This is a genomic window from Sulfurimonas denitrificans DSM 1251, assembly GCF_000012965.1.
GTDB lineage: Bacteria > Campylobacterota > Campylobacteria > Campylobacterales > Sulfurimonadaceae > Sulfurimonas > Sulfurimonas denitrificans.
On record NC_007575.1, the window covers coordinates 90,890 to 103,095 of the forward strand.

A 12,206-nucleotide genomic window follows, 5' to 3' on the forward strand; every position below is an offset into this window, starting at 1 on the left:
TATATGAATAAGCTTTATCTTGGAGGAGCTATTTTTACCGTTTTGATGTTAATACTGACATATCTGTCTGTTGGGACATCAAAGGGCGGTTTTAATGGCGACATCGTTAATATGCTTGCAATTGCAGGAGCAATTGCTCTAGTTATAATTACAGTTTTTGTTGTAATTAAATATGTTCGTCAGATGCAAGTAGACAGTGCAACTGGTGAACTTGCCGATGAAAATTGGGATGGAATAGGCGAGTATAAGAACAGTTTGCCAACTGGCTGGGCTGTTATGTTTTTACTTACAATGATTTGGGGTATGTGGTATTTTACAATAGGTTATCCTGTAAATTCGTACTCTCAAATTGGTGAGTATAATGAAGATACAGCAGTTCATAATGCTAAATTTGAAGCTAAGTATAAAGATATTACTGGTGATAGATTAGTAGAGATGGGTGAGTCTGTATTTTTAGCTGAGTGTAAAGTTTGTCACGGAATTAATGCTGATGGTATTGATGGCAAAGCAGCAAACTTAAATAAAAGAATAGATGCTGCTTCTGTTAAACATGTTATTGAGAATGGTTCAAACTACCAGCTTCTTGGCTCTGAGATGCCAATGCCTGATCGTAATGGACTATTTAACAATAACACAGGTGCACTTATTACAGATGCTGAAATAGAAGTAGTTTCTAAGTATGTAGCAAATGGTATGAGTGGAGATGGTGCTGATATTTTTGTTGGTGCTTGTTCTGCATGTCATGGCGAAGATGGAAAAGGCATGGAGGCAGTTGCTCCAAATCTTGTAGCTTTCTCACCTGTTTTAGTAACAAATGTTTTAACTCATGGTAAAAAAGGTATGATAGGTGTTATGCCTAAGTTTGATAGACTTAACGATAAACAAAAAGAAGCTGTTGGTGCATATATCACTAACATAAGCAAATAAGGGGTCGTTTATGAATGAAAATAGAAGCGTATTCTCTATTGATGGGATAACAGGCATGTTGGTAGCAACAGTGCTACTGCTTAGTATTTTAGTTGGATTAACACTTTGGGCTATTAATGTTCAACATGCTAGTGCAGCAAATTATTACGACATAAAAGATGAAGCATCTATAAAAATGTTTGGCTCTAATGTGGCTGATCATGTTGTTGATGTAAAGTAAGGAGTGGAAGATGGAAAAAATTATTTCATGGGGCTTAGTTTTAATGGCTCTATATACACTCTATGCAGTTTTAACACCTAATCATCTCTATATTGGTTAGGAAAAAGTTGAAGTTTTCAAGGGGGCTTTATGCCCTCCTTCTCACCCTTTTTTTTAACTCTTCATTGGTTGCACAATACTTATATAAAGATGAACTTATATTTAATCCAGCATTTAATGTTGAGATAGAAAAACTAGGATCTGAGCTTTACGAAAAAACAGGCATCTCTCTTAGACTTGTTATGTTAAAAAAATTGCCAGATTCTAAAAATATAGTAGAGTATGAAGAGCAACTCCTAGCAGAGTTTGATAAACCTACTATTTTGCTCACTTTTTCGCAGATGGATACAAAAGTGGATATTTTGGCGAATGAGACATCTTTATATAACTATTTTGATAAAAAACAGATACTAAGTCCAGTTGCTTCAGTAGTACAAGCTTTTACAATAGCACTATTTTATAGTGATAGTTTTGCGATGTTTAAAGAGATTATAAGCGATTATGGCGGAACAATTATCCCTCTTTTAGCTCAAAAATCAAAAGATAATGAGCTACTTGGCAAATATTCAGGCTCAATGTTTAACGGTTATGCAGATATAGCAGACCAGATTGCATCAAGTAAAGGTGTGGTGCTTGAAAATAGCGTGGGGAGTGCAAATCAGCAGAGTATATTTGTTGTAAAAGTATTATTTTACGGTTTTGTTCTTTATGGTATATATATGTATATTAAAAGAAAACTATATTTAAGAAAGCAGAAAAATGAAACTAAATAACGGCAGAATTTGGCCATATGCGATTAGTGCATCAATTATTTTTATATTTGGAGCATGTATAGCAACCATAGTAGTAACAAGTTCGCTTCCAGTCCAAGAGAGTGACACATACATGATGAGTTATCATGACGCTGATGCTAAAGCAAACGAGCTTATAAAGGCTAAAATAGATTTTGATAAGAAGTACAATATAGAGTACGTAACTCAGACATTTACAAAAGATAAAAGTGTCATAGCTTATAAAATTAGCGATAAAGAGTCAAATCCTGTAAATAATGCAACTATAAAAGTGGTACTTACAAGACCATCAACTCTTAAAAATGACCAAGAGTTAAATAATCCAAGCGTGGAAAACGGCGTATATACTTTTGAGCCGACAACACTTAGCGCAGATGGAAGATGGGATATTATGGCTCAAGTGAGTGTTGGCGAAACAAGCAGATTTTACAACATAAAAACAGACACAAGAGGGATGAATATAGTAGAGTATTAGGCTATAATTAAGCCATGAATAACCAAACTATAGTACTCCCATCAGCTCGCTCTATTCGCAATGAACAGTTGAAGCTAGAGGGCGAAAACCTCTTCTTGGCACATTTTATCACTATGAGTGATTTTATATCAAGACTTTGTATAGTTAAAGATTTTAAGATACTTGATGAAGATAGCAGAGTGCTTCTGCTCTTAGAAGCAAGTGATTTTAGTGATTTTAAAAACCTACAGATTGAGCGAAATTTCTTTACATTTACAAAAAATTCATCATATATATTTAAATTTTTTCAAGAACTTAGTGCTGAGTTATACGATATAAAAGAGTTAGAGAACTCTGATATTTATGCTGAATTTGCAGAGCATATAGCAATTCTACAAGAGCTGCATAAAAGGTATGAGAAGTTATGCTCTGAACGTAAATTCCTTGATAAAATATTTCTCCCAAAGCTCTACACTTTTAACGAAGAGTATGCAAAAAGTCATGAGGCTCTAGAGCTACATGTTGATGGTCATCTGACAAACTTTGAGTTTGAACTGCTGCATAAGTGTTGTGAGTTTTGCAGCGTTGAACTTATATTTAGCACAAGCAGATTTAACTCAAAAATGAGAGTAAAGTTTGCAGAGTTGGGTATAGAACTAGAGGTTGGCTATAGATATAAAATCTCTCTAAATGAGAAGAAAATAGTAGAAACAAAGAAGATTATACATAATAAAAATATAGTTGCTGACTCTTTTAGTGAGCCAATTCTACAAGCCGCATTTGTAAAAAAGAAAATTTATGACTTTATAAAAAAAGGTTACAAAGCAGAGAATATAGCACTTATCTTGCCAGATGAGAAGTTTGCTACTGTTTTGGGGGTATTTGATGAAAAATCAAACTTCAACTTTGCCATGGGTGAGCCATTTACTAACACACAGATATATAAAAAACTAAACGCTACATGTAAGTATATAGAGCAAGATTCAAAAGAGAATTATGCTAGGCTAAGAAGAGAGGGTGATGAGTTTCTTATAAAACTTAGCGCAATATACATGGGCAAAAGCAAAGATGTTGATGTTTTAGAGTTTCTAAAAGAGTATAAAGAGAGCTCAAGCAGTAAAAAAGAGATAAAAATATTTGATGAAGAGCTTTATAAATTTAAAAATATTTTGCCTTTTATGAGAGAGATGAGTGTAAAATCAGTCATAAATCTATTTATGCAGAGATTATCAAAAAGAACATTAGATGATGTTAGAGGTGGAAAAATAACCGTTATGGGAGTTTTAGAGACTCGTTCTGTAACTTTTGAGGCAATAATAATAGTTGATTTCGATGACTCAAACGTTCCAAAAAAAAGTGATAAAGATATGTTTTTAAACACTCAAGTAAGAGAGATGGCAAACCTTCCAACTATGAGTGATAGAGAAAATTTACAAAAGCACTATTATGAGATGCTTATAAATGGCTCAAAAGAGGTAGCGATAAGTTTTGTAAAGTCAAAAGAGAGTGCTGGTTCAAGATTTTTAAAACAGTTAAATATAAAAGAAAACAATCAACATAACGAGCAAGAGTACGCCTCTTTGCTCTTTAGTAGAGCAGGTGTGAACAAACAACAAGAGAGAGAGATTTCTTTTGATTATAGCTTTAGGGGCAAGACGCTCTCTGCTACAAAGTTAAAAACATTTCTTACATGTAAGAGAAAATATTACTATCGTTATATTATGCAACTAAAAAATCATGAGATTCCAAAAGATATGCCAAAAGAACATGAGATAGGCAGTGACGTTCATAAAGCACTAAAGGAGCTATACACAAAAAAAAGCTCCTATGAGAGCCTTGAGGAGTTAAGAAAAGATTTGCATAAAGAGATGAGTTGTGCATCTGGAGAGAGTGAGCTAGAGGGCTATCTCATGGCTGTTCAAGAGAGAAGAATGAGCGTTTTTGTTCAAAATGAGATTAAAAGGTTTGCTGAGGGATATGTAGTTTTAGAGTGTGAAAAGAGTCTTAGTGTGGAGTTTGGCGGGATGGTGTTAAATGGGCAGATAGATAGGATAGATATAAAAGAGAATGAACTCTATGTGCTTGATTATAAAACTGGCTCCTATCCAATATATACTCAAAAAAACTTCACAGAAGCAACAGACTTCCAGCTTGAATTTTACTATCTTCTAGCCTCAACATTGGGTCAGGTAAAAGAGTGCGGATACTATGATTTAAAAGAATCAAAGATAGTAACAGAGCCACTCTTGAGCGAAAAACTCTCCATCTTAGGCTCACATGTAAAAGATTTGCTAAATATAGAACATCTAAATTTTAGCAAGTGTGAAGATATAAAAAATTGTCAATTTTGTGAATTTAAAATTATTTGTCAAAGGGAATAGATGAAAGAAGAAGAAAAAAACAAAAACAACCCACTTCATGGTGTTACACTACAACATATTTTAGAGGTCTTGATTGAGCGTTACGGCTTTAAAGAGTTGGGTGCAAAAGTGGATATTAGATGTTTTTTGATAAATCCAACAATTAGCTCATGTTTGAAGTTTTTGAGAAAAACACCGTGGGCTAGGGCAAAAGTTGAAGAACTTTACATAAAAAGTATGGGCAAGCAGAGCTAAAATGGTTATAAATAACCTAGCTTACGAGGCGAGTGCTGGAAGCGGAAAAACTTTTATGCTTGTTGTTCGCTATCTTAGTCTGCTCTTTATGGGAGCAAAGGCTTCAAGGATATTGGCGCTTACGTTTACAAACAAAGCCGCAAGTGAGATGCAAGAGAGGATTATCGCAACACTCGAAGAGCTAGAACATAGAGGCGAGTTAGATGAGATTCTAAGAGTTACAGGGCTCTCTATTGAGTATCTTTTAGAGAATCGTCAAAGAGTTTTGGATGAGTTTTTAAACTCACATACAAAGATAATGACGATAGATAGTTTTTTCACAAAAATACTTAGAAAATTCTCCCTTTATGCTTCACTTATGCCAGATTTTTCTACATTTTCTTCTCAGCATGAGCTAAAGCTTCTTTCGCGTTTTTTAAAAGAGGTAAGTATAACAAATCAAAAGGAGAGGCTAATATCGCTCTGGCTCTCTTCAAATAAGCGTCTTAGTGATATCTTTGAACTATTAGATGAGTTTTATGTCAAGTTTGCAGAGCTAAAACATATTGAGTTTAAAAAACAAAATATAGAGGTATTTGAAGAGGAAGCACTCTCTTATATGTCAGAGCTTAAAACGATTGTGACTTCTTGCCCTAGCGCTTCAAGTACAGCAATAAAATCTGTTGAAGCAAAAGATTTTGAAGAGCTTTGCTCAAAGAGTTGGCTAGAGAGGGAAAGCCTAGATTACAGAACCTTTGCAAAGTGCTACACTCCTGCTATGGATGAACTGTTGCACAAGATAAAAGATGCCATAAAAAACCAAAATAGAGGACGTGAGCAGAACTTCTTTTTTTCGTTAAAAGGGCTGGTTGACACCTATATTAAGAGTAAAAAAGCGCTATATATGGATGATAATGAGCTTAGTTTTAGTGATGTGACATATCTTGTATATCAGATTTTAAAACTTCTTGGTGATGATAGTGAGTTTTTGTACTTTAGGCTTGATGCGCAGATAGAGCATATTCTCTTGGATGAGTTTCAAGATACTAGTATTTTGCAGTATGAGATACTAAAACCGCTTATTGATGAGATAACCTCTGGAGAAGGAATCTTTAAAAATGGAAGTTTCTTTTTTGTGGGCGATGTTAAGCAATCCATATATAGATTCCGTGGCGGTGTGAGCGCACTCTTTGAGAGTGTAGCGAGAGAGAACTCTACACATGTAGAAAAATTGCTCACAAACTATCGCTCACAAAGAGAGATAGTTTCGTTTGTAAATAGTGTTTTTATAGATAAGATAAAAAATTATACGCCACAGCTCTACAGAGAAGCCGCTAACTATGGGTATGTTGAAGTTGTGCAAAATGATGAGGTTTTAGAAGAGGTTGTTGCACAGGTAAAGAGCCTTTTAGCGCTTGGAGCAGATATAGATGAGATAGCCCTTCTTTGTGCTACAAATAGAGATGGCAGCTCAGTAAAAGAGGCATTGGAAGCAGAAAATATTGAAGTTGTAACAGAGACAACAACAAAACTGATAAATCAAAACAGCGTCAAAGCTCTTTTGGAATATCTAAAATTTCACTACTTTGGTGAAGCTATCTATGCACATAATTTCTTTGCTCTTATATCACAAGAGTTTCGTCCTATGTGTAGAATTGACTTTAATAGAGTTGAACTTTTGCAGGTAGTAAAAGGGGCGATAAGAGAGTTTAGCTTATTTAGCGATAGCTTTAATCTACTTAGATTTTTAGACGCAATCTCAAGATACAACGATATAGAGGCACTACTTTTTGAGTATGAGAGGATGGATGTAAGCGCTGCTGCTTCGGAGCTTAGAGGTGTAAGAGTGCTAACTGTGCATAAATCAAAAGGGTTAGAATATGAACATGTAATAGTGATGGATAGGCTTACAAAAACTCCACCATCACGTGAAGCTGTGATTTATGAATATGATGGACTTACGTTAGAAAATATCTATTTGCGTATCAAAGGCAGAGAGAGTGTTGATGAGAAGTATGCCTTAGCTCTTTTAAAAGAGAAAGCTTTGCAGGTAGAGGATAGTTTAAATGCCCATTATGTAGCCTTTACAAGAGCAAGAGAAAATCTTATAGTAGTTTTAAAATCAAAAGAGTCTATTTTTGATATTTTAGATTTAAGAGTGCAAAAAAATGGAGTTCTAAAGTGTACATCTAAAGAGAAAAATATCAAAAAAGAGTTTATACCCTTGGAGTATCAAGAACTCTTTTATGGGACACAAAGTGATATCTTAGAACTCGAAAAAGAGCAAGAGGGCGATTTTGTATCTATAAATTTTGGAATAGCGATGCACTACATGTTAGAGATGCTAGGCGAGTTTAAAACAAAAAATATAGCTAATGCTAAAGATAGCATGATTAATAAATATGGCGCACTTCTTCAAGAGAGCGAGATAAAAGATATCCAAAAAAGAGTAGAGATGCTACTTGAGAATAGTGAGTTTATCTCTATCGTTGATGGTGTATGTTATAGAGAAAAAGCACTCCGTTATAAAAACTCTCTTAGATATATAGATCTTTTAGTACGTAGTAAAGAGGGGTATAATATACTCGATTACAAGAGCTCAAATTTGTACATGTATGAGCATGTAAAGCAGGTGCGCTCTTACGTAAAAGCGGTAGAAGAGATTACCAAAAAGAGTGCGCTGGGGTATATAATTTATCTGCTAGAAGATGAGATAAAGATAGTAAAAGTCTAAAGTTAAATAAAACTTATAGTAAAATTTTGCAAATATATACAAAGAGGATTAATGTTTAAGAACTTTTTTATCATAACGTTTTTTTTTCTTTGTACAGCGCTCTTAGCCAATACTCAAAGTGATGAAGATTATGGATTTCCACATATAAGTGAAGATATAAGCGAGCAAGAGAGAGTAATTGAGCCACTTACAACTAGGCTCCTATCGAAAGCAGAAGAGTTTTTAGGTACTCCATATAGATTTGGAAATAAGGGCGAAAAGAAGACTGACTGCTCAGGATTTACACAGCAAGTTTTTGGAGAGTTTGGAATCTTGCTTCCACGTTCGGCTACAGAACAGTCAAAATATGGCAAAAAAATAGAGCTTAAAGATTTAAAAGTAGGAGATTTACTCTTTTATCGAACTTATAAAAAAGCCCCATCACATGTAGGCATATATGCAGGAGATGGAAAAATCATTCATGCCTCTTATAGAAATAAAAAAGTTCAATACGACGCTATAGACAAGGGATATTATAAAAAACGTTTCTTATATGCTAAACGTATAGTCTCAAAAGATGATTAATTTAAAACCTTAAAAAAACCATAAATTAAGGTTTATGTAAGTAAAAAAAGATATACTTTCGCCAATTAAACAGGCATTAAATATGTTGATGTTAAGAAAATTACTTGAAAGGTTCAAGAATGAAATTTACGAAAATTGCAACTCCTGAACAAATTGATCAAAAATGGGTTTTGATTGATGCTGAAGGTAAAACTTTTGGTCGTATTATTACTGAAGTAGCAACTCTACTTCGTGGTAAAAACAAGCCATGTTTTACTCCAAATATTGATTGTGGTGACTATGTTGTAGTAGTTAACGCTTCTAAAGCAAAATTTAATGGTCTTGGCAAAATCGCTAATAAAGAGTATTTCTCTTACTCTGGCTACTTCGGCAGTGTTAAGAGTACTAAAATGACTGAACTTTTAGAGAAAAATCCTGAGAAGCTTTACAAATTAGCTACTCGTGGTATGCTTCCTAAAACTAAGCTTGGTGCTAAGATGATTAAAAAATTAAAAATTTATGCAAGTGCTGAACACCCTCACTCTGCACAATTAGCTAAGTAAGGACAACTATATGAAAAAAGTATATGCAACAGGACGCCGTAAAGCGTCAATCGCAAAAGTATGGTTAACTCCAGGCGCTGGGACTATGACAATCAATGGTTTATCATTAGATGCATGGTTAGGCGGATTAGAGGCTAAAAAACTTCGTGTTAAACAACCTCTTGCACTAACAAAACAAGATACATCGGTAAACATTGTAGCTACAGTTTTAGGCGGAGGTTTTGGCGGTCAAGCTGATGCTCTTCGTCACGGAATCTCTCGTGCATTAGTACGTTTCAATCCAGAGTTAAAAGCTATACTAAAACCTGAGGGTATGATGACTCGTGATTCACGTGTTGTTGAACGTAAAAAGCCAGGCAAGCGTAAAGCACGTCGTTCTCGTCAGTTCTCTAAGCGTTAATCGTTATAGAGACCTCTTTTTCAGTGCTATTTGCACTGGAAATATACTTCGCTATTTTTTATTAACATTTTCCTCCATTTTACTTTGGTATAATCACTCAAAAAAAGAGTAATTTTGCGCTACTTACTACCTCTGATTTTATCATTTCATCTTTTTGCATCAACACTTCACTTGGCTACATCTACCAATCCAGCAAGACTAAATCCTATTTTAGCAACAGATTCTAGCTCATCAGAGATAAGTGGTTTCATATTTAACGGACTTGTAAAGTATGATAAAGATTTATCAACTATAGTTGGGGATTTGGCAGAGAGCTTTTACTTTGAAGATGAAAAGACACTCCTGTTTAAACTTCGCTCTAATGTAAAGTGGCATGATGGAGAAAAATTTAGTGCAAATGATGTGCTCTTTACATACAACACGCTTATTTCACCAAAAATAAGTTCCCCATATAGTTCCAACTTTAGATTTGTTGAGAGTGTGGAAGTTGTTGATGAATTAACTCTAAGGGTAAGATACAAAGAGCCATATTTTAAAGCATTAGAGACATGGATGATGGGTATTTTGCCACTACATGTATTGCGTGATGAGCAAAATCTAATGAGTTCTAGCTTTAACACAAATCCAATAGGAACGGGTGCATACAAGCTGCATCAGTTGGAATACTCTAAAAATATAGTATTGCGTGCATTTGATGAGTACTTTGAGGGGCGCTCAAAGATAGATACAATCTCATTTCACGTAATTGCCGACCCAACGACTCGCTTTTTAATGCTAAAATCTGGCGCACTTGATATTGGAAGTATAGAGCCTATGCAGTATGAGAGACAGCTAGATAAGAGCTTTTTTGACAAATTTGATATTTATGAAAATATATCTCAATCATATACTTACTTGGGGTTTAATTTAAGAGTTGAAAAATTTCAAAATCCAAAAGTAAGAGAGGCGCTCTCTTTGGCAATTAACAGAGAAGAGTTGGTAAAGATACTTTTTTTTGACCATGCCAAAGTTTGCAGAGGTCCTTTCCTTCCAGCAACAAATGCTTTTAACGAAGATGTAAAGGCACCAAAACAAGATATAAAAAGGGCAAAGGAGCTTTTGCGTGAGGCTGGATATGACGAGAGTAATCCATTTACATTTGAGATTACTACATCAAATTCAAGCGATATTAGACCTTATGCAGCGCAAATTTTGCAACATCAGCTAAAGGAGTCTGGAGTGGTTGTAACTCTTAGAGTAATGGAGTGGCAAGCATTTCTAAATATGGTAGTTTTTCCAAATAAGTTTGAGAGTGTACTCCTTGGCTGGGGACTCTCTCCTACACCAGACCCTTACATGTTTTGGCATAGTGAGAGTGATAAGAGTGGGGGTTTTAACCTTGTCGGGTACCATAACGAAGAGATGAATGAGATGATAGAGAAGTCCCAAAGTATGATAGATGCCAAAGAGCTCTCTTTTATCTGGCAAAAGATGTTTAAAATGATAACAGATGAGAATCCATATCTTTTTTTATTCATCCCAAACTCAATAACAACTGTAAATAAAAAGATAAAAAACATAGAGCCAAGCCCGAGTGGAATTTGGCACAATTATATAAAATGGGAGAAGTAGAGTGATAATTTTATTTGATTTAGATGGTACTTTAATAGACTCAACTGATGCGATTTTAGAGTCATTTCATCACTCATTTTCTAAACATAAGCATGATAAAAGAAAAGATGAAGAGATAAAGGCGTTAATAGGTTATCCTCTTGATATTATGTTTGAAAATCTAGGGATAGATGAAGAAGAAGTTTGGGATATGGTAGCTACCTATAAAGAGCATTACAGAGAGATTTCAACACAAAAAACAGAGCTTTTAAAAAATGCAAGAGAGGCTGTGTTACTTGCAAAAGAGTTTGCTACACTTGGAATTGTGACTACAAAAACGGCACGTTATTCAAAAGAACTTATGGAATATTTTGACCTGATGAAACACTTTGAAGTTTTAATAGGCAGAGAAGATGTTCAAAATCCAAAACCTCATGCAGAGCCAATACTAAAAGCGTTAGAAAAAATGGATGTAAAAAATAGAGAAATTTGGATGATAGGAGATACAAAACTAGACATAATTGCAGCAAAAAATGCTAACGTTAATTCTATAGGAGTATTAAGTGGCTATGAAGATTTAAAATCTTTAAAAGAGTTTACAAACGTTATATTTAATGACGTGCTTGAAGCAACAATTTATCTACAAAGCAGGAAGAAATAACACATTTATTCTAGATATATAAAAAGAGTAAAACCTCAAGCTTTTTTTAAGAGCAACTTGTCTAAAATAAGGGGCAAAGTAGAATCAAATTAGAATTTCGGTTTTATATTAAAAAGAAGGAGAGTTAATGCTGGAGATTAGATGGCATAGTCGTGCTGGACAAGGCGCTGTTACTGGTGCTAAAGGTTTAGCAGATGTTATTTCTACAACTGGTAAGCATGTGCAAGCGTTTGCATTTTATGGATCTGCAAAGCGAGGGGCAGCAATGACCGCTTACAACCGTGTAGATGATAAAGTGATTATGAATCATGAGAAGTATATGAAACCTGATTATGTTTTTGTTATTGACCCAGCACTTGTATTTACAAGTGATGTGACAATAAATCATAAAGACAGTACAAAGTACATTATTACAACTCATTTAACCACAGAAGAACTAATTAAAGCTCAGCCTAAACTAGAAGGCAAAGAAGTTTATACAGTTGATTGTATAACAATTGCCAATGAAACAATTGGTCGTCCAATTCCAAATACACCGATGCTTGGTGCATTTATGAAAGTTTCTAAAATGTATGATATAGAATTTTTCAAAGAGAGTATGCAAAGAATTCTAGGGAAGTTACCACAAAAAATTATTGACGCAAATATGTTTGCTATTCAGCGCGCATATGATGAAGTAAAGTAAGGGGC

The 12,206-nt window shown here is 34.5% G+C and carries 13 protein-coding genes; all 13 read left to right on the forward strand.

The features are described from left to right. Window positions 1–3: 3 nt before the first annotated feature. The 13 genes from SUDEN_RS00440 to SUDEN_RS00500 all read left to right on the forward strand — a co-directional run bounded on the left by SUDEN_RS00440 (window position 4) and on the right by SUDEN_RS00500 (window position 12,201). Window positions 4–927, forward strand: coding sequence for a cbb3-type cytochrome c oxidase N-terminal domain-containing protein (locus SUDEN_RS00440; RefSeq protein ID WP_011371720.1), 924 nt, complete (start codon window positions 4–6; stop codon window positions 925–927). A gap of 10 nt (window positions 928–937) precedes the next feature. Next, a complete protein-coding gene (locus SUDEN_RS00445) occupies window positions 938–1,147 on the forward strand; it encodes a DUF4006 family protein (protein WP_011371721.1) in 210 nt (69 codons plus the stop codon). Window positions 1,148–1,254: 107 nt separating this feature from the next. Continuing rightward, window positions 1,255–1,959 (forward strand): hypothetical protein, encoded by a 705-nt coding sequence (locus SUDEN_RS00450; protein ID WP_011371722.1) that lies wholly within the window; start codon window positions 1,255–1,257, stop codon window positions 1,957–1,959. Then, window positions 1,946–2,452, forward strand: coding sequence for a FixH family protein (locus SUDEN_RS00455; protein ID WP_011371723.1), 507 nt, complete (start codon window positions 1,946–1,948; stop codon window positions 2,450–2,452). The genes SUDEN_RS00450 and SUDEN_RS00455 overlap by 14 nt, the downstream gene beginning before the upstream one ends. A 14-nt stretch (window positions 2,453–2,466) precedes the next feature. Beyond that, window positions 2,467–4,812 carry a PD-(D/E)XK nuclease family protein gene (locus tag SUDEN_RS00460; RefSeq protein ID WP_011371724.1) on the forward strand — a complete coding sequence of 782 codons (2,346 nt, stop codon included), beginning with the start codon at window positions 2,467–2,469 and terminating at the stop codon, window positions 4,810–4,812. Next, a complete protein-coding gene (locus SUDEN_RS00465) occupies window positions 4,813–5,046 on the forward strand; it encodes a VF530 family DNA-binding protein (RefSeq protein WP_011371725.1) in 234 nt (77 codons plus the stop codon). 1 nt (window position 5,047) lies between these two features. Further along, on the forward strand, window positions 5,048–7,759 hold the full coding sequence (locus tag SUDEN_RS00470; protein WP_011371726.1) for a RecB-like helicase: 2,712 nt from the start codon (window positions 5,048–5,050) through the stop codon (window positions 7,757–7,759). A gap of 51 nt (window positions 7,760–7,810) precedes the next feature. After that, the gene (locus SUDEN_RS00475) at window positions 7,811–8,323 is read left to right on the forward strand and encodes a C40 family peptidase (RefSeq protein WP_011371727.1); all 513 of its coding nucleotides are present in this window, start codon (window positions 7,811–7,813) and stop codon (window positions 8,321–8,323) included. Window positions 8,324–8,442: 119 nt separating this feature from the next. Continuing rightward, window positions 8,443–8,865 (forward strand): 50S ribosomal protein L13, encoded by a 423-nt coding sequence (rplM, locus tag SUDEN_RS00480; RefSeq protein ID WP_011371728.1) that lies wholly within the window; start codon window positions 8,443–8,445, stop codon window positions 8,863–8,865. A gap of 10 nt (window positions 8,866–8,875) precedes the next feature. Further along, a complete protein-coding gene (gene rpsI, locus SUDEN_RS00485) occupies window positions 8,876–9,265 on the forward strand; it encodes a 30S ribosomal protein S9 (RefSeq protein ID WP_011371729.1) in 390 nt (129 codons plus the stop codon). Between the two features lie 114 nt (window positions 9,266–9,379). Next, on the forward strand, window positions 9,380–10,876 hold the full coding sequence (locus SUDEN_RS00490) for a peptide-binding protein (protein WP_011371730.1): 1,497 nt from the start codon (window positions 9,380–9,382) through the stop codon (window positions 10,874–10,876). A 1-nt stretch (window position 10,877) separates the two neighbouring features. After that, a complete protein-coding gene (locus SUDEN_RS00495; RefSeq protein WP_011371731.1) occupies window positions 10,878–11,516 on the forward strand; it encodes an HAD family hydrolase in 639 nt (212 codons plus the stop codon). 127 nt (window positions 11,517–11,643) lie between these two features. After that, the gene (locus SUDEN_RS00500) at window positions 11,644–12,201 is read left to right on the forward strand and encodes a pyruvate flavodoxin oxidoreductase subunit gamma (RefSeq protein ID WP_011371732.1); all 558 of its coding nucleotides are present in this window, start codon (window positions 11,644–11,646) and stop codon (window positions 12,199–12,201) included. The last annotated feature ends 5 nt before the right edge of the window (window positions 12,202–12,206 follow it).

What these genes read in the sequence shown, in the direction of transcription:
- SUDEN_RS00440 (WP_011371720.1), top strand. Translation starts at nt 4, where the DNA reads ATGAATAAGCTTTATCTTGGAGGAGCTATTTTTACCGTTTTGATGTTA.
- SUDEN_RS00445 (WP_011371721.1), top strand. Translation starts at nt 938, where the DNA reads ATGAATGAAAATAGAAGCGTATTCTCTATTGATGGGATAACAGGCATG.
- SUDEN_RS00455 (WP_011371723.1), top strand. Translation starts at nt 1,946, where the DNA reads ATGAAACTAAATAACGGCAGAATTTGGCCATATGCGATTAGTGCATCA.
- SUDEN_RS00460 (WP_011371724.1), top strand. Translation starts at nt 2,467, where the DNA reads ATGAATAACCAAACTATAGTACTCCCATCAGCTCGCTCTATTCGCAAT.
- SUDEN_RS00465 (WP_011371725.1), top strand. Translation starts at nt 4,813, where the DNA reads ATGAAAGAAGAAGAAAAAAACAAAAACAACCCACTTCATGGTGTTACA.
- SUDEN_RS00470 (WP_011371726.1), top strand. Translation starts at nt 5,048, where the DNA reads ATGGTTATAAATAACCTAGCTTACGAGGCGAGTGCTGGAAGCGGAAAA.
- SUDEN_RS00475 (WP_011371727.1), top strand. Translation starts at nt 7,811, where the DNA reads ATGTTTAAGAACTTTTTTATCATAACGTTTTTTTTTCTTTGTACAGCG.
- rplM (WP_011371728.1), top strand. Translation starts at nt 8,443, where the DNA reads ATGAAATTTACGAAAATTGCAACTCCTGAACAAATTGATCAAAAATGG.
- rpsI (WP_011371729.1), top strand. Translation starts at nt 8,876, where the DNA reads ATGAAAAAAGTATATGCAACAGGACGCCGTAAAGCGTCAATCGCAAAA.
- SUDEN_RS00500 (WP_011371732.1), top strand. Translation starts at nt 11,644, where the DNA reads ATGCTGGAGATTAGATGGCATAGTCGTGCTGGACAAGGCGCTGTTACT.